Annotated in this window: 24 protein-coding genes; 14 read left to right on the plus strand and 10 right to left on the minus strand. The window is 51.1% G+C overall.

Annotation, left to right across the window (positions count from 1 at the left end; genetic code table 11):
- Positions 1-169 precede the first annotated feature (169 nt).
- Genes O8W32_01695 through O8W32_01715 form a run of 5 tightly spaced genes read left to right on the plus strand, consistent with a single transcriptional unit; the run spans position 170 to position 3,978 of the window.
- Positions 170-850, plus strand: a complete 681-nt coding sequence (locus O8W32_01695) for a hypothetical protein (protein ID WII09558.1) — start codon at positions 170-172, stop codon at positions 848-850.
- Positions 847-1,758, plus strand: coding sequence for a hypothetical protein (locus O8W32_01700; GenBank protein WII09559.1), 912 nt, complete (start codon positions 847-849; stop codon positions 1,756-1,758). The genes O8W32_01695 and O8W32_01700 overlap by 4 nt, the downstream gene beginning before the upstream one ends.
- The gene (locus tag O8W32_01705) at positions 1,755-2,600 is read left to right on the plus strand and encodes a hypothetical protein (GenBank protein WII09560.1); all 846 of its coding nucleotides are present in this window, start codon (positions 1,755-1,757) and stop codon (positions 2,598-2,600) included. The genes O8W32_01700 and O8W32_01705 overlap by 4 nt, the downstream gene beginning before the upstream one ends.
- Positions 2,600-2,950 carry a hypothetical protein gene (locus tag O8W32_01710; protein WII09561.1) on the plus strand — a complete coding sequence of 117 codons (351 nt, stop codon included), beginning with the start codon at positions 2,600-2,602 and terminating at the stop codon, positions 2,948-2,950. Before O8W32_01705 ends, O8W32_01710 begins: the two co-directional genes overlap by 1 nt.
- Complete coding sequence (locus O8W32_01715) at positions 2,947-3,978, plus strand: helix-turn-helix domain containing protein (protein ID WII09562.1); 1,032 nt, start codon at positions 2,947-2,949, stop codon at positions 3,976-3,978. The genes O8W32_01710 and O8W32_01715 overlap by 4 nt, the downstream gene beginning before the upstream one ends.
- A gap of 244 nt (positions 3,979-4,222) precedes the next feature.
- On the opposite strand, the gene O8W32_01720 is transcribed toward O8W32_01715, so the two are convergent.
- Positions 4,223-4,894: a tetratricopeptide repeat protein gene (locus tag O8W32_01720; protein WII09563.1), complete on the minus strand. Its 672-nt coding sequence runs from the start codon at positions 4,892-4,894 to the stop codon at positions 4,223-4,225.
- A 78-nt stretch (positions 4,895-4,972) separates the two neighbouring features.
- Here O8W32_01720 and O8W32_01725 point away from each other — a divergent pair, with 78 nt between their 5' ends.
- A complete protein-coding gene (locus O8W32_01725; protein WII09564.1) occupies positions 4,973-5,818 on the plus strand; it encodes a transglutaminase-like domain-containing protein in 846 nt (281 codons plus the stop codon).
- Positions 5,819-5,842: 24 nt separating this feature from the next.
- Here the strand turns inward: O8W32_01725 and O8W32_01730 are convergent, their stop codons facing one another.
- The 5 genes from O8W32_01730 to O8W32_01750 all read right to left on the minus strand — a co-directional run bounded on the left by O8W32_01730 (position 5,843) and on the right by O8W32_01750 (position 14,312).
- The gene (locus O8W32_01730; protein ID WII09565.1) at positions 5,843-7,528 is read right to left on the minus strand and encodes a hypothetical protein; all 1,686 of its coding nucleotides are present in this window, start codon (positions 7,526-7,528) and stop codon (positions 5,843-5,845) included.
- A complete protein-coding gene (locus tag O8W32_01735) occupies positions 7,528-9,633 on the minus strand; it encodes a protein phosphatase 2C domain-containing protein (protein WII09566.1) in 2,106 nt (701 codons plus the stop codon). Before O8W32_01735 ends, O8W32_01730 begins: the two co-directional genes overlap by 1 nt.
- A 51-nt stretch (positions 9,634-9,684) precedes the next feature.
- The gene (locus O8W32_01740) at positions 9,685-10,401 is read right to left on the minus strand and encodes a VWA domain-containing protein (protein ID WII09567.1); all 717 of its coding nucleotides are present in this window, start codon (positions 10,399-10,401) and stop codon (positions 9,685-9,687) included.
- A gap of 44 nt (positions 10,402-10,445) precedes the next feature.
- Complete coding sequence (locus O8W32_01745) at positions 10,446-12,548, minus strand: hypothetical protein (GenBank protein WII09568.1); 2,103 nt, start codon at positions 12,546-12,548, stop codon at positions 10,446-10,448.
- A gap of 192 nt (positions 12,549-12,740) precedes the next feature.
- The gene (locus tag O8W32_01750; GenBank protein ID WII09569.1) at positions 12,741-14,312 is read right to left on the minus strand and encodes a transposase; all 1,572 of its coding nucleotides are present in this window, start codon (positions 14,310-14,312) and stop codon (positions 12,741-12,743) included.
- Between the two features lie 285 nt (positions 14,313-14,597).
- Here O8W32_01750 and O8W32_01755 point away from each other — a divergent pair, with 285 nt between their 5' ends.
- The 5 genes from O8W32_01755 to O8W32_01775 are packed head-to-tail and all read left to right on the plus strand — an operon-like array spanning position 14,598 to position 18,334.
- Positions 14,598-15,326, plus strand: a complete 729-nt coding sequence (locus O8W32_01755) for a hypothetical protein (protein ID WII09570.1) — start codon at positions 14,598-14,600, stop codon at positions 15,324-15,326.
- 4 nt (positions 15,327-15,330) lie between these two features.
- Positions 15,331-16,191 (plus strand): hypothetical protein, encoded by an 861-nt coding sequence (locus tag O8W32_01760; GenBank protein ID WII09571.1) that lies wholly within the window; start codon positions 15,331-15,333, stop codon positions 16,189-16,191.
- Complete coding sequence (locus tag O8W32_01765; GenBank protein WII09572.1) at positions 16,188-16,472, plus strand: hypothetical protein; 285 nt, start codon at positions 16,188-16,190, stop codon at positions 16,470-16,472. The genes O8W32_01760 and O8W32_01765 overlap by 4 nt, the downstream gene beginning before the upstream one ends.
- A gap of 1 nt (position 16,473) precedes the next feature.
- The gene (locus tag O8W32_01770) at positions 16,474-17,088 is read left to right on the plus strand and encodes a hypothetical protein (protein ID WII09573.1); all 615 of its coding nucleotides are present in this window, start codon (positions 16,474-16,476) and stop codon (positions 17,086-17,088) included.
- A gap of 4 nt (positions 17,089-17,092) precedes the next feature.
- Positions 17,093-18,334, plus strand: coding sequence for a hypothetical protein (locus O8W32_01775; protein ID WII09574.1), 1,242 nt, complete (start codon positions 17,093-17,095; stop codon positions 18,332-18,334).
- A 196-nt stretch (positions 18,335-18,530) separates the two neighbouring features.
- Here O8W32_01775 and O8W32_01780 read toward each other — a convergent pair whose 3' ends face one another.
- A complete protein-coding gene (locus O8W32_01780) occupies positions 18,531-18,881 on the minus strand; it encodes a hypothetical protein (GenBank protein ID WII09575.1) in 351 nt (116 codons plus the stop codon).
- Positions 18,882-18,979: 98 nt separating this feature from the next.
- On the opposite strand from O8W32_01780, the gene O8W32_01785 reads away from it, so the two are divergent.
- Positions 18,980-20,212 carry an ISL3 family transposase gene (locus tag O8W32_01785; protein WII09576.1) on the plus strand — a complete coding sequence of 411 codons (1,233 nt, stop codon included), beginning with the start codon at positions 18,980-18,982 and terminating at the stop codon, positions 20,210-20,212.
- A 56-nt stretch (positions 20,213-20,268) separates the two neighbouring features.
- On the opposite strand, the gene O8W32_01790 is transcribed toward O8W32_01785, so the two are convergent.
- Positions 20,269-20,826 (minus strand): hypothetical protein, encoded by a 558-nt coding sequence (locus O8W32_01790; protein ID WII09577.1) that lies wholly within the window; start codon positions 20,824-20,826, stop codon positions 20,269-20,271.
- 221 nt (positions 20,827-21,047) lie between these two features.
- Between O8W32_01790 and O8W32_01795 the strand changes: the two genes are divergently transcribed.
- Positions 21,048-21,281, plus strand: coding sequence for a hypothetical protein (locus O8W32_01795; protein ID WII09578.1), 234 nt, complete (start codon positions 21,048-21,050; stop codon positions 21,279-21,281).
- Between the two features lie 226 nt (positions 21,282-21,507).
- Positions 21,508-22,917 (plus strand): site-specific integrase, encoded by a 1,410-nt coding sequence (locus O8W32_01800; protein ID WII09579.1) that lies wholly within the window; start codon positions 21,508-21,510, stop codon positions 22,915-22,917.
- Positions 22,918-23,046: 129 nt separating this feature from the next.
- On the opposite strand, the gene O8W32_01805 is transcribed toward O8W32_01800, so the two are convergent.
- Complete coding sequence (locus O8W32_01805; protein WII09580.1) at positions 23,047-23,643, minus strand: hypothetical protein; 597 nt, start codon at positions 23,641-23,643, stop codon at positions 23,047-23,049.
- Positions 23,644-23,723: 80 nt separating this feature from the next.
- On the minus strand, positions 23,724-24,287 hold the full coding sequence (locus O8W32_01810) for a hypothetical protein (GenBank protein WII09581.1): 564 nt from the start codon (positions 24,285-24,287) through the stop codon (positions 23,724-23,726).

Consider the following 24,287-nt stretch of genomic DNA (forward strand, 5'->3'; position numbering starts at 1 on the left):
ATTCTGTCATAAGCTACCTTGTAAAGTGTAAACTTCTGACCTCTCCCCTACCATTATAACCACAAAAACCCCATAATCATCCGCAGAAACGAAAGGAATCCGTCTACCCCGCAGAGGAGATAAAGATGGAATCCGCAAACACCCAAATCACGATCCCGGAGGTCATCTCATGACCGTCCTGGACGAATTCTACGCAGGCTACCTTCATTATACCGTGGCCTTCAGATTATGGACCGACACCTGCCGCCAGCTCGCCGACTGCAAAGGCTCCCTCGATGAAAGACAGGCCCTCGTCGATGAGACGCTGCGCCTATCCATGTGCGTGGCCGACAACATCGACGAGGTGGAATCCCTCATAGCTGACACTCTCGAATACATTCAATCCGAAGATACGGGGGATCCCGATCTCCTCGGAGCCATATCCCTGATAACCAACAACCTGAAGGAGGACAGGGCGAGAGCTGATGACTACACCAGGTTCGTTATGCGCAGGAGATCGGGAGGGAAGGAGAAGAGACCAAGACGCCCCCAGATTGCCAATCCATTCGTCTATGTTCCCCAAGAAGATTCTGAGGAAGAACTCGAAGAGAACATCAACGTCGAAGAACCCGATTCCGTAGAGGAATCCCCAGAGGCTGAATCCCAAGCGGAATCCGTAACGGAAGAGGAGGAACAGGGATCTGATGCTGCAGAGGAACCCTCCGAAGAAACCGTTGAGGAACATTCGGACAATCCTCTTGCCGAAGAATCCGAGAGGATAGCTGAGGAACAGAAGAACCAACCTCCTGAAGTTCCCGAGGAACAGGAGGAACCCAAGAAGAAAAGCTTTTTCGGAAGGGGAAGGAAATGATCGAGGCCATCCTCCCCTTCCTCATAGCATTCGTCTCGCTGGGTGCATTCGAACTCGGAAGGAGGGTAAGGGACAGGGTACACGTGGTCATGCCCTACAAGGATCCCGTGACGCTGCTGTTGTTCCTCGCTTCCCTCTCCCCCCTCATATTCTCCCTTGCCGGACACACGATCATCGAACCCACCGACATCTGGTACCTCTCCTTCGTAATCGCATTCCTCGGCTGTTACTCCCTTGCCTACATCAGAGGGGAACTCGACCTTGTGTACGTGAACGTCCACACCCTCATCTCGGAACGTTTCCCCGGCGGTGCCCAGGAGATCAAGCCCGTGGTCTACTATTGGGACAGGGACGGTAACCAGTGTCTTCAGGAACAGTCCTTCAGGGAAATCCTGAAATCCGTTTTCCTCGGAATACGTTCCCCTCTCCGTCTGGATGTGGGATTGGTGAAGAGGACGAGACCCGTCTTCGTTCAGAAGGTACTCTTCCCTATGGTCACCGTTGATGCCATAGATGTTGTCGAAGAGAAGATCGAAGAGACCCAGATCAAGAAGTGGATCTTCGGATTCAGGGTACGTTCCTACTCCTATACCCCCGCACCATCGTGCATAGACACGACACAGCAGTGGTTGGTTTCCGCTTATAACCAAGAACACCTCACCAAGGAACTCACCAGGAAGGAAGCGCAGCTCCTTGAATCGAAGACCTCGGCCATGTCGGCATTCTATGCGAAATCGGCAGACCTTCTTGTGGAGATGATCTCCGACCGCACCCCCGGAGCGGAAATCTATCAGGATGTCACCGACAGATTGGCTCCGAGGGAACCGCAGCGTCCCCCCGTACAGGAGAGGGAAACGCCGCCACCGAAGAAAGGGATCTTCAGGAAGAGGAAGGAGGGGAGCGAATGATGTTCCCATTCCAGAACGAACCTCCTGTGGGGGACTCGGGTTCCCTTCCGGACATAAACACCTCGGAAGCGATACTCTACGGTCCCGCCTACTTCAGGATAAAATCGATGCAGTGGGCCTGGGACGAGATGGAGGACTACCTCATCAGGAAGGCCGACTCCCTGGAGAGCCAGATCATGGACAGGGAGTGGTGCTATTCCGTCATGAGGTACAACCGTTACCTCATCTTCGCCCGTTCACCTCCCGTGAACGATGTATCCAAACTCCAGGACCTTTTCACGCTGCGTTCCCTGTGTAAATGTGTTGCCGGTCTGAAGAAGATCGACGAGTACAGGAAGCAGAACAAGGCCTGGGCGAGGATGAAGGGTACCCAGAACTATGTGGAGAACATGAAGGGAAGGGGAATATCCGAAGCGGAATGGAAAGCTGCCACGGCAAGCTACAACAACGAACCCATCACCTATGATTACGTCCACGGCCTCAGACCTTCGATGATCCCGGGAGAGATATTCGACTGGAATGATGCTATGAGGGACCTCATGGGCGGGAAGGAATTCGATTCCCTCGTCTCCAAGATTTTCGGTGTCGATGTCTCCGACGTTCCTGTGGACGGAGAGGAGAGGGCGGTCACGCCCGAACCTCCCCCGGTACGGGAACAGGGTGACTTCTCCGACCTATCCGAACCTCTGGGTATCATGTTCCCCGATCCTATCGAAGATGCCAAACAATCCCTCGGGGAACTCACCGACGAATGTTCGGCCTGTGCGGATTACTGGGACATGATGGACATTGACCCAGTACGTCTGATAGACACTCTCATAGAATACGCGGAGGCGGTATGATGCAGCGTTTCGTACCCAAGTTCAAGGAAACAATCACGGACATGAACAACGAGTACCGCAACCTCCTGCGGGCGTTCAAGGTCAAGGACACGAGGGTGGAATACCTGAACACCTTCGAACAGGCCCTGGCACTGAACTGCAACTTCCCCCTGTGGGAAAACGAGCGGTACTTCAGGATAACGAACAAGTATCCCCTTCCCGAGGAAGGATACACCTCCCTAAAGAAGTTCAAGCTGTACCTGATGCTGTACTTCTACGTGATGAGGGATGCCGGTCTTCTCAACCGTGAGGCGGAGATGGCCGAACAGGATTGGAACAAGAGAACCGATGCTTTCGGAGGGAGCGCATGAAACTGAACAGCGATTTTATCAATGAATATCTGAAGGGGATCTTCAAGCCCGGTGCGGTATTGGTCTCCTACGGGATGAGGGGAGGGGGCAAGACTCACTGTGCCGTCTCCTACTGCCAGAGACTGATAGAAGGATACTACCCGGACTGTCCGAAGCACGTGGTATTGATTACCAACGTGATCTTCGTGAAGAAGTCGAGGAAGGGATTCGTAACCGAATCCCCGCCGGGCGTGTACACCATCCATTCCATGAAGGAGATATTCCCGATCGTGGTGGAGACCCTGGAGAAATACGGTCGTAAGGACACGATGATCGTCCTGCTTCTGGACGAGGCCCAGAACTTCCTTCTCGGAGATATGAACAACGTCGGCGACATGGCATCCTCGATGAAGAAGTTCTGCGGGATTATCAGGAAATTCAACATGTGCCTGTGGCTTCTTTCCCCGGCCATGAGGAACCTGGGTCCCGCGTTCAGGAACTTCCTGGATGCGGAGAACGATCCGGGTAATGTCAATTGCACCTTCCAGAAGAACAACGCGGATGCCAAGAGGTTCGTGGATTCCAGGCACTACGACATGGACCCCCGTTCGATAGTGTACGTGAAAGCCGGATTCAACGAGCCTACCCAGCTGCTGCCGGTACCGACATCGTCGTGGACGAGGGATCCCGACACGCTGGCCGAAGGGGAATACGCATACGACAACCTGTCCAGTGCCGATTTCGTCGTGGGAGATTTCCCGTTCCACGAGTTCGTCCAGCACATATCGGGTAAGTCGAGTTACGACATGATCTCCGGGATAAAGGAGTTCTACGAAGCTCTTGACAGAGGAGAGATGGAGGACGGCACACCGGTGCAGGATGCGGATAAAATCCGCTACGAGTACGGGAAGATTCTTGCAGTCAGGATGAGGGTGGAGTACGACGTGCCGAGGGAGACTGTAGCCGCTTTGTTTGGTGTATCCGAGAACACGATCACCAATTGGGTGAACGCCTGGAAGAAATCCCATCAACAGGATGAAACGACTTGAACCTGCACGCTGCCCCGTACCCTTCCGTGAAGATCGGACGGGGCGGCGTGTCCTTTTCATCGGGTCAAACGGGTGCGGGGGAGGTCCTGGAAACCCCTCGGAAAGCGGGGGGTGCAAGATAGATATATACGCGCCGCGCGAGGTAGCCGATTTGTTTGTTGTACTTACGTCTGGCCTAATTGAAAAAGAACAACCGCTAATCAAAGTTTGAATATGTGATCTTAACGTATTTTCTTTAGCAGGATTACGTTTGTTCGCCCAATTGCGAATATTCTGTCTTCAATTCGGTAACATCATACCCTTCACATTCGAGATAATCAATCATGGTCTCCGCAACATCTAACGACACTTTCGTTCCGATGCCGCGCATATAGCATCTCGCCAATTCTGCATTGGCTTCCGGCATATCGTATGCTACCGCCCATAGCGCATCCAATGCCTCCTCGGAGAAGTAATCCAGCTTGGTCTCTTCGTACAGTCTCAGACAGTTCTTTCCGTAAAACAGATATGCTTCCTCGATTCCGCCGTCCGCAGCCTTGGAGAACCATTTGGCGGCCTTGAAGTAATTCACCTTCCCAAATGCCCCTGTTTCGTAACATACAGCAAGGTGGAACCGAGCATCGGCACACCCTCTCGATGCAGAAATAAGGATGTGCTCCTCGGCCTTCTCGGATGATCGAGCGACCCCGATTCCGTATTCATAAAGAACTCCGAGCAAGAACTTCGCATCGGGGCTGAAGGCGGATTTTCCTTCTATGGTGTGTGCCAGTTCATCATCGGCGATGGGTATGGTTTCATCATTGATTCTGTTTTCAACCCATGTTTGGAGGTTCTCTACCGATTGTTCAGGGAATGGATCGGTGAATAAATCATCAGGTATATCGGTAGTAGAAACGTCTAGGGTGGTTTGTTTCATCACTATCACATCTATTCGGCATTCGATAGAACTACTACAAGCTATAATATTCTGGCTATATAAATTCAAGAAATCGAAATGGCTCTTAATGATTTTAAAATAGGTGCAAATGATACCTTACGTGTGATTGTTAGAAAGCTTCTAAATGCTTTGGATCCAGACATCGACGATTCGATTATTTCATCATTCATCCGTTCATCCAACGGCGGGGGGTTGTCCAAAGATGCACTTAGGGTTCTCGATGACCTTTGCTCCAATATCAAAAACGGAACTGACCTTGATAAGGAAAAACAAGTCCATGACATAATCATTAAAAATGTCAATTATCGCAATACTGGCAATATGGAAGACCATACTGCCGAAGGATTGTTGAAGAATCATTATGGCGTATGCGATGGGATTTCGAATCTTGCCAACGAGATATTCCGGAGAATCGGCATCAAATCATATCTTGCTACAGGAGATTTATTGAAAAGTGACGGAACTACAGAACCACACGGGTGGAATATAGTGTGTATTTCCGGGATATGGTTCCATTTAGACATAACTTCAGATCTGGGATTAACAAGAAACAAAAACAACCTTCGTTATGATTACTTTAACCTCTCCGATAGTGAAATAGGGGTAGATCACAAGAATATTTCTGCAAACGAAAAATGTCTTTTATCCAACCGCAGTTACTACAGTGGGCCAGAGTATTACTGCCCCACACTCGATGTCTTTGAACAAAGGTGGAAAAAAATAATCGCTTCTGGAAGAAACTCCATTGTTGTAAAATTGCCAGAAACATATGCAAGTGAGGATAAGATTGTAGATGCGATTATTGACCGGGCATTGAAAGTTGCATCTTCTCGCGGAGGATTTTATACTATTCAGTACAGTGTAAATCAGCCTACGGATGTTATAGAAGTTTTTGTCGGATGAATCATCACCCGACAATATGTAGTTTCATATTTTTTCCGGAATCAAAGCCACGATGATTATAGCTACACATGCGCCGATACAACATATATTGCTGACGGTACTGAGTTCACCATACCACAATAATCCCCCACGTAATACGATTCCAGCAATAGCTATGATTGCGGCGATAACCCGTTCATCATCACCAATCAAATAAATTGCCGTCAATCCGGGGCCAAAAATAGCAACAATTATCCAAACTACAAATTCCCATGTGTTGTAATTATGGGCCAAGTATTCCGTGACGGATGCAGCGATCATCAATCCGATTATTGCAATCAATAACCAACCTAAGATTGCACCGTAATCGTGATTCAACGGATTCGGGGGAAGAGAAGTGTTCGTAGGCTGTAAAGGAGTTGGTGGCTGTGGGGCAACATAAGCGTTTCTGAACTGAGCCACGAGTGTTTCATCATTATTGACTGTATGCGTAGCACCCGGTTGTAGTATATTGCCGTTTAAACTCCACCCAGTCAATACCTTCCCCGGCATCGATATTTGAGCATCGGTAGGCAATATGATTGTTCCCCCATGTGCTACCGTCTTACTGGAGAGATTGGTATTACCAAATGTGACTGTATGTCTAACAGTGGTCTTGACAATGGGCGTAGTTTTACTCCTGTATGTTTGTATAGCGGCACAATAAGGGCAGGTGGGCGCACCATTATGTTTCGGCGATCCTTTCCAATATATATGTTCAGGCACTTTTTTACACTGGCATATATCATTGGAATATCTTTCAAGAGCATCAATCCACTCCATCGGGGTGGGCCTATCAGGCTTACCTACGGGTTTGCTGAAAGCACGATCGAATAATTCCATGATGTAGTCAGGGAAATATTTCGGCTCGGGGGTATAGTACTCGTAAGGTTTGCACCCCGGAGAAAACATATACGCATAATTGGTCATGTTGTTCTCGACATCTTCGGGGGGTTTTGATACACCTGCGGGTTTGATCTTATGTCTATCGCTGCTGTAGGGGTGCACGGCATTGAACATCAGCTTGAATATGTGAACCGCCAGTGCGAAATAATCGGTTTGTTTGTCCCACGCAACTTCGAATTGCTTCTGTGCTATGCCTTTAGCTTTATTCGCATTGTATTTTTCTTTTGCCAACTGAAGTTCGGGGGCTACAAATTCAAGAACCCAGACATTGCAGTCGTATTTCTTACCATTTGCACGGAAAACAAATGAATCATTGTCATAGACGCACACACTGCCAGCCTTGGTGCCTGTTTCAAGGAATCCAATGTTTTTAGGATTGAAATCCCCTATGATGTAATTGGCTCTGTGGATATATTCTGTTACGACACACAAATTATATGCAATCTGAAGAAGCATATCCTGTGGGTATGGGTCACCCATCTCGAACCAATATACCTCACCGAATTCAGTATATTTGGGGGACTCTTTCATCACATAGCCCTTGAATACACCGTTTGAGTAGATTACGTCAATTGGCCATGTAAGTTTATCCAGAATCTGCTGAGGTGGATTACTGCACATATACCGCAGTTTCTGTTCCAGTTCCGTACCTTTGGTTTTTAAAACGGAATCGTGATATATCTTGATGGCAAGACCGTTTTGAAGATAGACCGATCCCTCTCCTCCAGTTTTAGGGACTTTTCCATCGGGAACAGTGTATTTACGATTAAGACCGACATACTCCATTAATGGTCGGCCTCCTGCTCTTCGTTACTGTTCGCCATTGGCTTATCCGATTCTTTTTTCGAGTCCTTTTGATTCTTGAATAATGCACCCTTCAATTTACTCAATATTCCTCTTTGTGGAACATCGGATTCACCGTCATCAGAAGAGGTTTTTTCAGAATCCTCCTTGGGTGCAGGATCGTTTTCATCTACTTTATCCTTAGATGGATCGGCATTATCATTTTCCTCAATGCCCGCAGATTTATCGCCCTCGGTTGTACAAGAATCTGTTTTATTCGGCATGAGTGTGGGTTCAGAATTGGAACAATTCGATACGGGTTGGCCGATGTCATCTAAATCACATGTTTCTTTGACCTGTGTTTGAGAGGGTTCAGAACTGTCTTCCGCTTCTCTAGATAAAGATTGCATCTGGGCCTCCGAGGTGTTCTCAACCCACAATTCGTATTTGAATTCGTGATTGGATTGTAATTCATTTGCGGATGTTGAAAATGCCAATGCCATCTGAGACTCCGCCCCATACAGGTTGCTAATCTCATCGATTGCTGTTTGAATTGAATCAATGTGCTTACCGCCGGTCAGACAGTAGTAGATGGTGTCCATCAGTCCATATCCTGTAAGAGCATTTTCTGATACGCTTTCATTGATTAGAGCAGATCTTGTGAATCCCGGAGTTGATTTGAAATTTGAGAGTCCTTGGTAATCAACAATGGTGGATAGGACAGTAGATTCTCCATCCCTTCTAGCAAAAACATGATATTCATCCGTTTGTGGAATCCAACCTACAAAACTCTCGAATCTTGAGCTACCCGAATATTCTCTGCATCTGCTGATCAATGACCGAACTACTGCTACGCGAACATCCAACGTTCTTTTGTATGCAAAGAATTTGGACAATGGGATAGACCCCGTCGGTACTTTGGAAATGAGGGTGAAATAATCGCCATCATCGATTGTGTCAATTATTCTTGAAACCCCATCCTGGATCCAACATTCAATTAAACGTTCTAAATGGAATCCCTGTCTTTCAAGGAGTTCTTTTGGATAAATGGTAGCAACCATATCTCCAGACAATAATTTAATCGAACATCCGTCGGGCAAATCGATTACTTTGTCAACTGCATAGACGTAGTCGGATGATTCAATGAGTTCTTTATCTGGATAGAGTTTAGAATAATTGTAAATCATATTCGCTTTCATTAATTTACGGCGCGGAATCGACTCCGAAAATTGTTCGGATTTCTCCGGAATCGAGTCTTCGAAGAATACAGAAACAACTGTCAGATCATCAACAATCGCACTCCATTCACCACCTACACGTGGGATTTTATCAATTTTTGATGCGATAAATTTCTGCAAGTTCGCGTCAGAGAAAGGGGTTTGAGTCAAATTAGAATTCGAAGAATCGATATCTTCTGCTTTCTCCTCGAAAATACTGTAATCCGAAGAACGCATTTTTTGTCCTATCGTATTGATATCTAGATAATCAGACGCCGTTTCATAATCGAAAGCGGTTACTCTGTTCACAGGATCATAGCGTTCCCAGAATTCCAGATACGAGGGGAATAGGAAATCGTAGAATCCGTCGGTGGCCACTAGTACACTTGAAAAGGTTCCGTTAAACGTTTTGAATTCCCAACGATCGGTACATTTCAACGTATATACTCTGCCTTCGGAATCGTTCTGTTTTCTACTGAGCAGGACATACGTACCATCTGATTTAAGACCGATTGCTCCGCTGTCCCCCGAATTTCCGCAATAGACAGCTTCACGGGTTAAAATCGTGGCACATAGTGTACAATCTTCTGTGGGGATGCCCATCTTCTCGAATTCAATCTTTGTTGCCTCCAGAGCTTCCACAAAAGAATTTTTCAGAAGATCGATTGTGTCGATTTTACCGTAGTTTTCCTTACAATATTCGACACACTTTTCGACAGCGGCCTTTGACGCATGTTCTGAATGTTTCTGCGAACCTACGCCGTCAGCGACGGCCGCTATCGCAACATCATTGGCCAATTGACCATAGTGCGCGCTGTCTTGACAAATCGCTTTATCTCCATCTGCGTCTATGTGATATTGACCGACTTCTGAAATGAGAAAATGCCTCAAAGTAATCCCTCCGTGTTTTACCTGGCCGTTATTTCGGCCAGGTAAATGATTTCAGGTGGAAACGGTAAACATCTTGAATTTCTCTTCGAGCTTCTTTTCGTGATCCATCTGATCTTCGAGCATCTTCTTCGCGTTCTCTGCGGGAAGATTGACTTTTTCATTATCAGTAGGCGTGGACAGGACAGCCATACTTTTTCCCCAGAACTCGAAGAATCTCTCGAAGTTCCAGTCGGGGATGGCCATGGCCATGTCAGTGAATTTCTTGAGTTCGAAATCGTTGTACTGTTCACCCATACCGAGCGCAAGAATGTGGTAGCGACCAGATTCTTCTAGAGCCCTCATTTCCTTAGCAACAGAATCAACAGGTTTGTCATTGTCCGAATACCCGTCGGTCATGAGGATAATCCATGGTTTTTTGGCTCTGATATGGTTGTCATCGTAATGGTGAGAGCGCTCACGAGCCATATCGGAAGCCTTTTTCATAGCATCACGAATGTTTGTGCTACCTCCGACAGCAAGGTTCAAGGGTTCCATCGCACCGATATTGGTCCATGGGACGACGACGTTTACGTTGTGATCGAAAGCAATTACAGCAAGATCCGCGTTCGCAGATACTGCCCTCTTCTCTCTTGCGGCTTCAACGAAATTGTTGAAAGACTCACAGAGAGCCTCGATCTGATTACTCATTGAACCAGAGATATCAAGAACAAATACAGTTCCGAATTTCTGCTGCCCGACAGGGTAGTTCTCTTCTCCTATGTCTGCCATTATTTCACCATCATGTGATTTTAAAGGGTTTGAAAGAGGTTTCCTCAATATGGCCAACAGCCATGCATATGGCTATATGTGTCATAATGATAGTTTAGCGCAGTATTTTCAGAGGAAGTTTGGATCACATTGCTAACTGTTGTACCACCATAGGCAACTGCATCATTCGGAGCGGGGTTTGAACTATCCTCTTCGAATAACCTGTCTTTTACAAAACAGCAGTAAGATACAGAACCCTTGCCAACACTATCATTTCCAATGATGCCGCCAGAATCGCTGTAGCGACCATTACATTTTACATAACATTCGGAACAGCAGTATTGTACAACGAATGTTCCATTTCCGCCTTCAGTCCAGCCAAGAATTCCACCGGCTACAGCACGGTGATTGACAAAGTCGAACCAACCCTCATTACCATACCCGTTGATTGTTCCAGATGCATTACAGTGTGTTACTACCGCAGTTGTTTTTGAACACCCAATGATGCCTCCTACAAAGGTCCACTCCCCATAGACAGCATCGATTGTGTTGTTCCCCTTACAATCTATAATATTGACAGTGTTCTGTGAAACAACTCCAACTATTGATCCTGCACAGGTGCGTATTGAATGCCCTCTTTCATCAGTGGTTTTTATTGTTATGCTGGAGATGCAATTTTGTATAGTGCCCCCGTGTGATATTCCGGCGACCCCTCCCAGACCTAGCCAATAATCGTTGGTGGAGGTGTTAGCTGAAATGTTGATGTTACCGCTGACTCTGATATTATCAATCACGGCTCCGTTTCCGATAACACCGAATAGTCCAACAGCACTTTCTTTATTGATAACAGAAGGAGTGTCAGTGTAAGTGAAAGTTATCTGATTGCCTTCTCCAACCAATGTTCCGATAAATGGGCTATTACTGTTACCAATTGGAACGTAGTTGTACGATAGAGAAATAATCTCAGTGTTTGCTAAAACATACTTTCCTGATAGGTTGTTGTTGATTTTTGTAAAATCAGACGCAGTGTAAATTCTTGTATAACCCGGGTACAGATCCTCGAATACGGGGTAATATTCTGCATCACCTGAAACTAATACAGTTTCGGTCAGAATCTCATTTGAATTCTTCGAGGAAGTCCAACCTTTGAGTTTATATGTAGGGTTATAAATGGAAGTTGGGAAAACAACCGCCCCTCCCTCAGCAAGATTGCTTGTAGAATAAATCTGAGTGCCAGAACTATCTTTGTAGAACTTGATAGTGTGGGTATTGACTGTTGTTTCTTCGTTAAACTTGTTCAGAGCAGCATTAATCTGCTGGTCTGTTAAAATACAGTACTGGCTTTCAGTTGCGTACTTAAAATCGAATGAAGAACCGTAATCAGTTTCAAATACATAATCTCTCAAATTGCTTATATCATATGATATCGCATATTGAACAGGCAGGTCAAGAACATATTTTTGTGTCGACTCGTCATATTTAAAGTTGACAAGTTCAAACACGTATGCTGTGGTGGTGTATGCCCACGCATAATCTTTGCCCCTCTCTGTGGGAATTTTAACAGACTGGCTATATTCAGATGTTTTTGAGAGGTTTTCCGTTATTGACTCTTGATAAGTCGTTGAATCTTCTATAGATTCGATTGCTTTTGTTGTATCCGAATGACTCCATTCGTGGGAATATTGAACACTGATATCAACGAATATTTTGCAAGGAGCACCTGTTCCGATCTCTCCTCCGAGAGAATTAGAATAGCCATCCATATGTTCAGTTTCTGAACCTTTAGTATGCTGGATGGATTTACTAGTGGATGTTTCAAACGAGGACCCTATAGTCTTTGAATCTGAGGCTGTCAATGTTTTTTCGTATCCATCTCCACCAGTGTAGCCAATTACTGCATAGACACAGTTTTTAATTTCAGCTATCTGAAATACCATTGTATTTCCGCTGGTCCCTTTCCAGACAGCGTCAATGTTTGAGTATGTGACAGGGCTTGACGTCGCACTGGAATTGTAATTGGTTAAAATAGCACCAGAGTACGATGCGATATTCGCAGTCTTAGTTGAGTCTGATTCATCAGAATCAATTTGATGATCAAATACGTAATATCCTGCGCTACCGCCTACAACTATCATTACAGCGAGGATGGCTAGTACTTTTGTGTCCATGAGATGCACCTCCTTTTTTTTTCGGAACAGGCGCATCGCATCTCGGTCTTGCGGACGATCGTAATTCACGACCCCCCCCCCCCACATGTTTACGCACGTGAGGGGAGGGCTCGGGTTGAATTACCTGTACAAATCGACGGAAAGGTTTAACGCTATTTTAAACCTCACTTATGCAGATAATTGATAACGAGGTCACAGCAGCGGAAGACCCAGTTTGGATATGAGTTCCCTCTGTTTCCTCGTGACCTCGTTGAGGCGCCACTCGTCGCCCACCAGGGTTATCCTCAGTTTCCTCATGATCTTCATGAACTTGGGGATCCACATCTCGTCCGTTATCCCTGCGGTCTTCATCCTGTCCAGAAGAGTTAGTCTCAGTCTCAGGGAAAGGAAGTTCACCAGGAGCCCTCCTTCGGCGGACTTCTGATCAGATTTCCCTTTGATCCCCATGAACAGGTCCGACTGCAATTGGGAGAAATCGTATTCCACATCGTTCCTCTGCCTGTATTCTATCATGAGTTCCTTCCACGGCAGATCGGATGTCGTAAGAACAGCGAACCTTCCGCATCCGTTCTCCTTGGCCGTTATGGCGTTGCGTTTCCTCCGGATATCGTATCTCCCGTTTGCATCGGATACCTCCAGCAGATTGTATATCTCGATCTGATTCGCAGACAGTTTCTTCGGCAGGAATGCGTCGTACTTCCTATCCGCCAGGAAACTCTCCATCTCGCCGATCCTCCTGTATAAGGTAGAGACCTCCGTCTGCCTGCGGGCGTCGTCCTGGAATACCACGGCCCTTATCGTCCCTTTGTCGGGATCTATGGAGAACTCCCCCTCCTCCAATACAACCCTGGTCTCGTAACCGCGTACAGAACTGCCCGCCAGATAGTCGGTGTTCAGAGGGGATTCGATATCCTTCACACTATCGGATATCAGGAGTTTCAGGATGGAGTTCCTGGCCGGTACGGGGACGGTAAATCCCGCACTGCGTTCCATCATCAGTTCCACGTTGCCCGCGCTGAAGAACCCCCTGTCCATCACCATCTCGAAACCGTCGCAACCCATCCTCTTCAGATCGGCAACGATTATGTCCAGGGTGACCACGTCGGCCACCGAACCGGGATAGGTGCGGTAGCAGAAGGGCAGCCCGTCCTCCATCGAATGCACCATACCGAGATTGAACTGCTTCGAACCTGTGAAACGTGCCTTGCGTCCGGCTTCGGAATACTCCAGACCGTCGGAGTCGGTGCCCATGCACACTATGTCGAAGATCATGCATCCCTTCCCGGGACACAGTTCCGCGAAGAGGTCCTCCCTCCTGCCGGCATCCTCGCCCACGGTCTGCAGGAACCTGCAGACCTCCGACTGTTCGAAGGACCAATCCATGTCCATCAGTTCGCGCAGGTAGGTGTCCTCCACCGTCTCCTCCAGGAGGTCCCCGCTGCCCGGGTCGGTGATTCCCAGTATGGCAAGAGCCAGGAGTCTCTTCGCGTTCCTCGCACCGTAGATCTTGGTCAGCACCTCATCCAGATGCGATTCCCTGGCGAGGTTCCACATGATGTAGTACGGCCCGTAGGACGGACTGCGCACTATGGTCTGCTTCTTCGCGGGCTTCTTCAGCAGATTGCCTTTCTCGTCGCATGGACCGAGATATCTGCGTTTCTGCTTCGAACATTTCTTCACGGGATCCCATTCCGCAGTGACCTCGTAGAGATAGTACCTCGTCCCGGTCTTGGTCTTTTGCTGCTGGATCACGTTGTATGACATCGTTAATAGTGATAACGATGTTTATATAAATACCCTTTGCCGGAATCACATGAGCCAGACAATCAGGATCCTGCCTCGTTATCAAAACTCAGCATAGGTGAGGTTTAAACTGTCTAGAAAATCAATCGTGATACTTTCGGTAATCCGTTATTCTATCCAAAATGTGACAAATACCAGCCAATATGATAACCCACTAAGTTAGCGACCTCTCCCCTACCATTAAATCTCTGATAAGCGCATAATCAATCGCAGAAACGACGGGAATCCTCAAGGAAGTGAAAAACCATGAGGAACAGAACAACCGCCGAAGGTGACGTCTTTATCGCCACCTTCAACGAGAAGAACCGCACCGTATCCGACGACCACCTTACGATGATTTTCTCAGCCGTCGGAGCAAGACACGGCTACGAGGATGTCGGAGCCGAATTTGCAGCCCTCGAAGATTTCAAGGTCAGATGGCAGAGATCCTACGACTGGATCCGCTTCACCGTCTCCGACTACCTCGACAGGGCGCCCGACGACGTACTCGCAAGTCTCGCAGAAGTCCTCTTCACCAAGATCGAGGGCGGGGACAGGGACTACGACGAATGCTTCGTCAAATACATCACATCCCCCGAACTGACGAAAGCCAACAGAAAGGATTTCCTGAAGAGGAAGAGAGATCTCTCCAAGAAGAGCATCGGGACCTACCACGACCTCAACGACTGCGTCAACCGTCTGAGGGACGAAGGTCTCCTCCCCGACGACATGAACTGCGAGCTCCGCTGGCAGGACGGCGGAGGATACAAAGCATCGGGATGTTCCGTCCTCCAGAGGGTGGTCTGGGTCAACAACGTCCTGGACCAGAAGGGCGTACCCGAACACGTTCTCGATTACTCCGTGTACGCCATGATGTGCCATCTGATCGCCGGATTCGACAACCGCGACGAGTTCGAATACCGCAGGCTCCTCTCGTTCTACCCCATGAAGAGGGATGCGGAGGACTGGCTCGAACGCGAGGGGCTGTACATCTGAGACCATGAGACCTATCCGCGGTTCCAACGGGATCCCCGTCGGAAAGGACGGGAAGGTTCCATTCAAAGCAATCGTCAGAAGATTCCATGAGGTTGGCAGCCGCAAGGATGCCGATTCCACGGATTCCGTAGTACTGCCGAGGGAACTCACCCCTTCCCAAATCAGGGAATGGTGGGACGATCCCTCCGTGTGCGACATCGAAGGTGTTGATACCGAGGATTCGGACATCTACTCAGTCCCTATCTCAATCCGCGGGAAGAAAAGAGCGGCACTCTCCAAGATCGCTGTCCTCGCCGACAGGAAGGAGAGCGCACGCATCAAGAAGGTGCTGGCCGACTCCTTCACCGCGGACGAACTGGAACTCATAGCCTCCGGAATCCCTCTGATGGTAACCTCCGAGGAACACCTGAGGGACTGTACCGGATTCTATCTCCGCAGACAGGAAGGGTGCAGCGTCCCCCAGATCGTCCTTGAGAACGGAACCACACCCGACGGCATCGTCCACGAGGCGGTACACCACCTCAGGGCAGTTGACGGGAGGACATCCTTCCCCACCAAGGACGGCGTTCTGGATCCTGAATACCGCAGACTGCCCAAGAGCCGGAAGGACACCATCGTTTCCAAAGAGGAGAAGGAGACCGTCGCCGAGACGGTGGCGAGGACACGCACCGATCCCGTGGAATCCGGATACTACGGCCACGTTCCCGGTTACTCGTCCAGAGGGGCGTATCTGCACGATCAGGATGTGCTGAGTAAATCCAAGGCACTGAAGGGCAAGGCTGCCATCAGAGCCGTGGAGGAGAACTACGAGCGTACCTCGATCTCCAGAGCTATCATCTCCGCCAACAGGAGGAAGAAACGGTGAGGAGAAGGGAACGCATCGAGGAGGACCCGACAGGGATACCTCAGGCCGTACGCGATTTCAACGGTCACGAAGGACCGGCAAGAATCTTCTACAACCGCAATTCCCGGACCTTCTTTGTGCGCACCTATCCCTTCGGCGGGGACAGGTGGTGGGGCGAGATGACGAACGGACTGGATGTCGTGGAGCTCTACCGCAAGACCTCCTGCTACCCCGATGTGAAGGTCACCGCCGAGGAACTGAGGATGATGGAATCGGAGATCGGACCGTATTCGGTGTGGTAACATGGCCTATACCGATGACGAGAAAGAGAAGATGGACTGGGCGGGACTCCTGCTGTCCGGGGCTTCCCTGGCAGTCGGTATCGTCGCTTTATGTCTCAACGAGAAAGGTGAAAACATGACAGAGAAAGAGACGCCGCAGATGCAATACAAGGTTGCGAAGCAGGCGAGGAAGGACGCCTCCAAACAGAGGAAGGCGGCCAAGATGAAGGCTAGAGCCAGCAAGACCCAGAAGCAGACCCAGATAAGGGAGTATGCAGGGGGCATCGGCTACGACGGACCGATCATCCTCCTGAATGAGAGGGAGTACGGGCTCGTACCCCTGGAGAACAGGAAGATCGTGAAGGAGAGGGAGACGCTGCCGCTGCCCTCCAAGTCCCCTCCCGGCACATGGGTGGCCATGGAGATCAATTCCAGGAATGGAAAGGACAGGCAGGCAATAGTCTGCGGAAGCAGGGAAGAGGCGAAAGCGAAAGCCCTGAGGATGAAGAATGCTCACCGCCCCGGTTCCCAGCAGTCGAAGGATTGCAGGCAGGGGTACGCGAGGGTGGACACGTCCCGGTCCATCGACGTGAAGAGCTGGTTCGAAGGAAACGAAGGGACACTGTACAGAGTGTGATAACATGGAGTTTTTCAAACTGATGAAGAAGAGAGAGGTAGTCTCTCAGAACAAGAGCAAAGAGGTCGCGTACGTACGCAGGGGTACCGACTACGTTGAGACGCTGGGGAGCGGTTCCGCCTCCAGGAAGAAGATCGCTACCGTTTGGGTGGCAACGAAAGACGGAAGGAGATACGAGATCCCCGTGGACCCCAAGACCGGAAGGGTCCCCGAGGAGTATCTTTTCTCCAGGTTCCTTTCGGTCCACCAGGGTTCCAGGAACGGAAAGGAGAGGAACGTCCTCATCGACATCGGGAAGGATGCCGAGACCCTTCACGACATCCCCGCAGGAGGTTTCACTCCCCAGCAGCTCATCGAGACCGGATGGTGGCAGGGTGTGAACGAGAGCGATATCGTCGGCATCGACGATACGGGTGCATTGGCATTCGCAAGGGAGCTTGAGGAAGCATCCAAATCCGCACAGGCACAGGGCAGGAAGATGGTCTTCCTCATGCCCGAGGACTCCGCGCAGAGGGCGAGATCGATCCTTGCCAAGGATTTCAACGCCTCCGAACTCAAGAGGGCAGTGAGGAACGGCGGGATCATCATCAAGGAGGGAAACCCCGGAAGAGGAGCCGCCGGATGCTACGTCTCAAGACAGGAGACATCCTCTCTCAAGACCCCCGTCATCATCCTCGGCAAGGACTGGAACGAGGAGACGCTGGTGCATGAATTCACCCACCATCTCAGGCACGTGGACGAGACCAGAGGCGGGCTTACCAGAACGCCCCTGAAGCTCAACGCCGCAGGGGAGAGGGTGAGCATGAGGGATTACAGCCAGAGGGAGTTCAACTCCGCGATCAATCTGGAGGAAGCGGCGACAGTCGCAGAATCCCTCGTCAGGATCCAGGAACCTTCCAGCGGAGCCAACGGTTACTACGCTGCCACCAAGGTCCACGGCGACACCCCCTACGACAGGTACAAACACGACAGGAAGACCCTCGCACCCGAGAAGCCCATGAGAGGCAGGAAAGCGGAAAGGCAGGTCACAGGGAAGTTCGAGGACACCTCGATCTCCCACCTCGGTTACTACAGGCCGGGAAGCAACGCCGCCAACTACTACGCCGAGAGGAAGGCCAAGGGCAATCTCCCCGTCGCGGTCAAACCCGTCAGGAAGAAGAAGGCCGATGCGACGAAGGGGACAGCGACAGGGCCGGTCGGAGCCGAAGCATCCAAGAACAGGAGACTCACCAAGGCCAGGAGGTGATGTCACTTCCTGGAAACTTTTTCTGAAACCGTTTTCCCATCCTCTTCTTTTTCGTCGGAGAGGATGGCTCCGCACATATTGCAGATGGAGAAAGGATTCAGACCGACATCGTTACCGCACTGTGGACACTTCATAGAACGAGAGTAATGCGAAGGGGTATTTCCGTCCTCGTCTCCGTTCGACTATGATTCCTCCGTCACCATATGTACAGGCACAATGCAATGCAACCGACGAGGATGAACACTGCGGATATGACACGCATCAGCAGTATGGAGGTGCGTATGCACACGTACTCGAGCGTATCGGTATTGACGAACGGATACGGGACGAAGATCAATCCGTTTATGAGAAGCATTAATCCAACGCCCAATAGAGGGCCGAATATGATGGAGACAACGGCAAAAACGACCATGGCTGCCATCAATGTGAGTACCAGTGCCGCTTCGTTGACTTTATCGACTCTTTCCTGATACGATTGAGCCTTGGAATCGCATTCGTTACTGCAGAACCGGCCTTCGCATTCCTTCCCGCAGTACAGGCACTTCATGGTTTCGTATCGCAGTGTGTATTTAAAGACCGCGCTATGAAGGTTCTCTTTCATTTTGAGTGGAAACGATTTGGGGAAGGAACGCGGTACAACGTCCGATGGACGTATGCGAAATGATGGGGGAGCACCTGGGACTGGTGCCTCCCTGGAAAGCGACCGAGTTCTGGAGCGAACCGAACGCGAGAGGGGAGCTGGACGACCACCTGCGGGTGGAGGTGCCGCCCGGGAGCTGTATGCCCTGTCCGCAGTGCGGGCGCATGTGCCGGATACACGACCGTACTCCGGAGAGGGCCTGGAGGAGCCTGGACGTCGTGTCCAGGCGCCTGTACATCCATGCGCGGATACCGCGCACGGACTGCCCGGACTGCGGCGTCAGGAGGGCGGACGTCCCGTGGGCCCGCCCCCACTCGCACTTCACCCTCTCCATGGAGTCCATGATCATGGCCATGTGCAGGGAGATGGCGGTATCCGCGGCGGCCGCCCTCATACACGAGGACGCGAACCGCATATGGCGCCTTGTGAGGCACAGTGCCAGGAAGTTGGTGGAAGGCATGGACCTGTCGCACGTGACGGCGGTCGGTGTCGACGAGAAGTGCTTCTCCGGCCACGATGCGTTCGTGACCGTCTTCGCGGACATCGTGCGGCATCGGGTGCTCTTCGTGACCCCCGGCAAAGGCTCCGACGCCGTCGGGGAGTTCAGGGATTTCCTGACGGAGCACGGGGGACGTGCGGCGAACATCGCCGATTTCACCTGCGACTTCGGAGCGGCGTACGTCTCAGGCATCGGGCGCTACTTCAAGAGGGCGCGGATAACCTTCGACAGGTTCCACCTCGTGAAGCTGGCCAACGACGCCATGAACGACGTGAACTTCGGGAAGATGAAGCTGGCGGTCAACCGCATGAAGGTCAAGTACATGATGGTCCGGAACTCCGGCAGCCTGACCGACGGGGAGAAGGAGCTGAGGGACAGGATCTGCGAGGACAACGAGGAACTGGGCCATGCGTACAGGCTCAAGGAGTCGCTGGTGTCGGTGTACTCGATGGGGGATGCCGACATCGCGAGGGACCATCTCCTGGGATGGGTCTCCTGGGCCGGGCGCTCGGGCTTCCGCCCGTTCGCCAGGCTGGCCAAGACCGTGGAGGCGAACATCGAGGGGATACTCCGGTGGTTCTCCACCGGGATGTCCAACGCCCTCCTGGAGGGGACCAACTCGCTGATCTCCCTCATCAAGAGGCGCGCCAGGGGATTCAAGCGGGTCGAGAACCTGATAGCCGTTTGTTATCTCACCGGTGCCAGAGGCAAAGTGGATCTGTACGGGGCTCCGAGGTGAGCGCGTTCCTTCCCCAAATCGTTTCCACTCAAAATGAAAGAGAACCGCTATGAACATCAATTTTTATAGGTTTTCGAATAGACTGTCTGATACACGTCGGCGATCTGCCTTCCGAGGGGCGTAAGAGAGTACCTGATCTCCCATCCTCCCTGACGGTTGTCCTCTCTGAGTACGAGACCGTCCTTCTCCATCACGGAGAGCACCTTGACGACAGTGTCGTAGGAATGAAGCATCCCGATGATGTCCTTCTGAACGACGTATTCCTTCTCGCAGAGCATCCTCAGTATCGGATCGGCGTGCCTGAGATCGATGGATTTCTCCTTCAGTTCCTTCCCGGGTGAAACGGACAGATTCGCCATGGAGAACAGCAAAGCCGCCTCTTTCCCTAAATCTGTGAGGGAAACGGCTACCTTCTTGTGAGTTTCAAGGACAATATCCACATTCACCAACCCTTCGGATTGCATCCTGTCGATTCTGGAACGCAGCGTCTGGGTGTGGTTCATGATAGGAAGAAGATCCTTTAGAATGAGCGGAGCGGGAGCATCCTTCAGGGCGAGGAGCAGAGCAATCGTTCTGCCCTCTCCGATGGATGTGAAGAAATCTCCGTCTCTCATTCTATCGTATGGGAATCGACGGAAAGGTATAAGGGTTTTAGGAAAGCGGTTTTAGGAATCCTTCCTTCGCTGAAAGATAAAGATTATGTTACCTTTATCATAGTAATGAATTAAATAATCAAACGAATATATTAGTAACATCCGAAAGTAACTTACAAACTCCTAACATTTTTATACAAAATATGAATTTGACGGGAGTGCGTAAGTTGGAGGGATAATCCATGAAACGTATAGCTAAGACGATCTTCCCGGGCAAACTCGCCAGGACGGGGAACACGAAGTACATCTCCGTGCCGACGCAGGTAATCGAGCGCATGGGACTGAAGGAAGGCGACTATCTGGATGTCATGATTACCTGGCCCGAGATGCAGGAATACGACGTCGACGAGGTAATGATGCCTGCGGAGACGGATGATAAACCCAAGAGAGGTAGGAAACCGAAGAACGAAGAATGAGAAGATAACGGCCCGCCACCGACTAGCAATCAATTGCGGGCCGAACCACAGAGATGATCTAATGGTTAGAGCAAGAACTACAACAGACTATTTAAAGGACAATCTCGAAATCTACGGGAGTCCTCTGAACAGCTATCTGAACAGACTTTCTGAAGGCGGAAAGGTTCCCAGTGCAGTAAGGGACATAAAAGGACACATCCGCACATTTCTGGCAAGATGCAGACCGATGCCTCCCGAACAGATCACCTTCGAGGTGATGGCCGAGGTCGAGAACGTAATGGTGTGCGACCAGCTTACCCCGAACAAGATCAATGCGGCGATGATAAACACGGCCCGTTTCATCGAATATCTCACCGGTAACAACCCCTGCAAGGACTATTATGTCAACAGTAGCGGAAGATGGTTCGACGGTCACCTGGGGGATTTCAGATTCCAGGACCAGCTGGACCAGTACCAGGAATACCTTGAGAACAAGGGCTACCGTCCCGCCACTATCGTGCAGAAGAACTCCCACATCGTGAACTGCTGCCGGGTACTGACCAAGGAGAAACACATCCTGTTCGTCAGCCAGATCGATACCGAATGCTACGCGCACCTCCAGGGCCTCATGGGTAATCTGAACAGGAAACAGGCCGACAAGATAATCCACGACCTCGACGAGTTCGTGATATTCTGCTGCGGTAAGACCCTTCTCAGGGATTACCGCAAGGGGAGAAGAATCTCTAAAGAGTATGAACGTACCGAGGAGTGGGAGGAATTCGTCGTGGATTTGGAGAGCTTCATTGAGGATTCCGAGGAAAGAGGCCTCCGCCCGCAGACCCTCAAAGGGTACCGCAAGGCATTGAAGGAGGGTTATGCGGCCATCCTCGACAGGATCGGCATGATGCGGTTCCGCGACATAGACTTCCACGTGATGCGCAGGCTGAGGAAGGTCATGACCGAATACAAGCAGAGGACGGTTAGACAGTACCTCACGGTAATCGGCAGGATGGTTGAATTCCTCACAGGGAACAATCCGTACTACCGCGCCGATATGGTGTGGCCAGTGGAACCCGTCGAGAGGACGTGGATCTTCAAGGACGAATGGAAGACCCTCTGGAATTCAGCCGATGTGACCCAGCGCCTGATACTCGCCCTTACGGGCGGGATGGGGCTCCGCAGATTCGAGGTTGCTCAGCCGAACCTCTCCGATATACAGGGGAACATAATGACGATTCGCGGAAAGGGGTGCGGTGCTGACGGTAAATCAGTCCGCAAGCAGATCCCGCCCACGGTGATGAAGTGCATCGAGGAATACAAACAATACCGTTCCGAAATCCTTTCGGAGACCGAGGACCTCTCGGGCGGGAACCTTATCATCCGTCCGAACAGCAGGCTCAAGGGAACGCCCGCGACGAAGAAGTACATCGAGGTCGTTCTAAAAGAGCTGACCGACAAGGAGCGCATACACGCATCCTGCCACACCATGAGAAGGTTCTACTGCACCTCGCTGGTGGATGCCGGACTCGATATGGACACGGTTCGGAGGATGATGCGGCACAACAGTCTCGACACTACTCTGAACATCTACCTCTATGCCGATCCCCGCAAACTCGACAAGGGAACCGCAGGGGTCGAGGACACCATCTTCGGATAAACCTCTTAGGGGGGTAACCCCCACTTTTTACCGTACACTTTATGTAACCCTTATCGCGATTATCGATTCGAGCCGAAACAGGTCTAGGTCCGTCACCGGTCTGCGTCGGCAAAGGGATGATTTGATGGGTTACAATCCTGTGGGATTTATGGCCGTTCCGATGTGCTGGCACATCGCATGAATTCGGTTCTTCTCGCAGGGAGCGTCCACGTAGATGTCCTCGAGCTTCGGGTCCGCGAGCAGGATATCGAACACCCCGAGACCGACCGAATAGCGGTAGACGATGTCGCACATCCTCTCCATCTGGGTCTCCATCGCCTCTATGTTCCCGCCGCATGAGAGGAGGACGTCGCCGGAGAACGGCTCGAGGACGTCCCTCGCGATGCCGGCGATGTACATCCTGTCAGTGCGGCCGCCGCTCTTCCTGAACTCGGCGCGGACCTTGGATATCGCCTCCTCGATCATCCTGTTCGCCGCATCGGTGCTGGCATATTCCGACGGCGTCAGGTTGTACTCCATCTCCCCGTCGGCAGCCGTGCCGACGACGACGTGCCCGCTGGGCGTATCGTACTCGGCAGACCTCTCCAGCTCCCCGATGCTCCCGACGAGCCAGCAGTCGGCGTAGGAGGGCTTGCTGAGGACATTCCCCGAGATTATCCTGCGGTAGTCCTCCATGAAGGTGCTCCTCGATATGACCGATGGGGCGCGGCGGCCGGCCGGCTGCATGGATGGCGCCGCCCTGATGCCCGGCATATCGCTGTCCGGTGCGGAACGCCCCCGGCCCCTGCTGTCCGCGAACCAGGGGATCACAGCGCATCCCTCCTGCGGGACGCTATCCTCGCGGCCTTCTCGCGCACCCTGGCCATGCCGTCGTCGGCCATCATCAAGGCGGCGCGGGTCCTCTGCAGGCACGCGGTGCACTCGGGGGAATCGTCGCGGAGGCTGTACAGCCTGTCGCAGGCCGATGCGAACGACGGATCTGGAAAATCCGCCCATGCGTCGCCGATCACCCTCTCCGGCGAGCGGCCGCAGGAGGAACACCTCCTCCCGTCGGAGGGACGGAGCACCGTCCTTATCTGTGCCAGATCGCAGAGTATCTCGGCCGCCGGCCCGTGGATCTCGGTGTCCTTCCCGCCTTCCAGCCATATCCTCTCGGCCGCCCCCTCCGACGAGATGGCCGCCGTTATGCACCTGATGCATGCCGGCGACCCGGCATCGGGGACCTGGTCGCACCCCCTGCAGTGGACCCTCAGTATCCCGCACGGGTCGTAAGATGCCGTGCCCGCCGTCTGCTCCGCTTTCCTCCCTCTCCCGTAAGGCCGCGCCTTCGCATCGCGTACGGGAGGATGCCGTCCTTTCATCGCGTTCAT

Source organism: Methanomassiliicoccales archaeon LGM-DZ1 (genome assembly GCA_030168595.1).
GTDB lineage: Archaea > Thermoplasmatota > Thermoplasmata > Methanomassiliicoccales > Methanomethylophilaceae > Methanomethylophilus.

What these genes read in the sequence shown, in the direction of transcription:
- O8W32_01795 (WII09578.1), top strand. Translation starts at nt 21,048, where the DNA reads ATGAAACGTATAGCTAAGACGATCTTCCCGGGCAAACTCGCCAGGACG.
- O8W32_01760 (WII09571.1), top strand. Translation starts at nt 15,331, where the DNA reads ATGAGACCTATCCGCGGTTCCAACGGGATCCCCGTCGGAAAGGACGGG.
- O8W32_01730 (WII09565.1), bottom strand. Translation starts at nt 7,528, where the DNA reads ATGGAGTATGTCGGTCTTAATCGTAAATACACTGTTCCCGATGGAAAA.
- O8W32_01705 (WII09560.1), top strand. Translation starts at nt 1,755, where the DNA reads ATGATGTTCCCATTCCAGAACGAACCTCCTGTGGGGGACTCGGGTTCC.
- O8W32_01770 (WII09573.1), top strand. Translation starts at nt 16,474, where the DNA reads ATGGCCTATACCGATGACGAGAAAGAGAAGATGGACTGGGCGGGACTC.
- O8W32_01785 (WII09576.1), top strand. Translation starts at nt 18,980, where the DNA reads ATGGACGTATGCGAAATGATGGGGGAGCACCTGGGACTGGTGCCTCCC.
- O8W32_01720 (WII09563.1), bottom strand. Translation starts at nt 4,894, where the DNA reads ATGAAACAAACCACCCTAGACGTTTCTACTACCGATATACCTGATGAT.
- O8W32_01780 (WII09575.1), bottom strand. Translation starts at nt 18,881, where the DNA reads ATGAAGTGCCTGTACTGCGGGAAGGAATGCGAAGGCCGGTTCTGCAGT.
- O8W32_01800 (WII09579.1), top strand. Translation starts at nt 21,508, where the DNA reads ATGCCTCCCGAACAGATCACCTTCGAGGTGATGGCCGAGGTCGAGAAC.
- O8W32_01740 (WII09567.1), bottom strand. Translation starts at nt 10,401, where the DNA reads ATGGCAGACATAGGAGAAGAGAACTACCCTGTCGGGCAGCAGAAATTC.
- O8W32_01775 (WII09574.1), top strand. Translation starts at nt 17,093, where the DNA reads ATGGAGTTTTTCAAACTGATGAAGAAGAGAGAGGTAGTCTCTCAGAAC.
- O8W32_01805 (WII09580.1), bottom strand. Translation starts at nt 23,643, where the DNA reads ATGCAGCCGGCCGGCCGCCGCGCCCCATCGGTCATATCGAGGAGCACC.
- O8W32_01695 (WII09558.1), top strand. Translation starts at nt 170, where the DNA reads ATGACCGTCCTGGACGAATTCTACGCAGGCTACCTTCATTATACCGTG.
- O8W32_01810 (WII09581.1), bottom strand. Translation starts at nt 24,287, where the DNA reads ATGAACGCGATGAAAGGACGGCATCCTCCCGTACGCGATGCGAAGGCG.
- O8W32_01715 (WII09562.1), top strand. Translation starts at nt 2,947, where the DNA reads ATGAAACTGAACAGCGATTTTATCAATGAATATCTGAAGGGGATCTTC.
- O8W32_01755 (WII09570.1), top strand. Translation starts at nt 14,598, where the DNA reads ATGAGGAACAGAACAACCGCCGAAGGTGACGTCTTTATCGCCACCTTC.
- O8W32_01790 (WII09577.1), bottom strand. Translation starts at nt 20,826, where the DNA reads ATGAGAGACGGAGATTTCTTCACATCCATCGGAGAGGGCAGAACGATT.
- O8W32_01710 (WII09561.1), top strand. Translation starts at nt 2,600, where the DNA reads ATGCAGCGTTTCGTACCCAAGTTCAAGGAAACAATCACGGACATGAAC.
- O8W32_01745 (WII09568.1), bottom strand. Translation starts at nt 12,548, where the DNA reads ATGGACACAAAAGTACTAGCCATCCTCGCTGTAATGATAGTTGTAGGC.
- O8W32_01725 (WII09564.1), top strand. Translation starts at nt 4,973, where the DNA reads ATGGCTCTTAATGATTTTAAAATAGGTGCAAATGATACCTTACGTGTG.
- O8W32_01750 (WII09569.1), bottom strand. Translation starts at nt 14,312, where the DNA reads ATGTCATACAACGTGATCCAGCAGCAAAAGACCAAGACCGGGACGAGG.
- O8W32_01700 (WII09559.1), top strand. Translation starts at nt 847, where the DNA reads ATGATCGAGGCCATCCTCCCCTTCCTCATAGCATTCGTCTCGCTGGGT.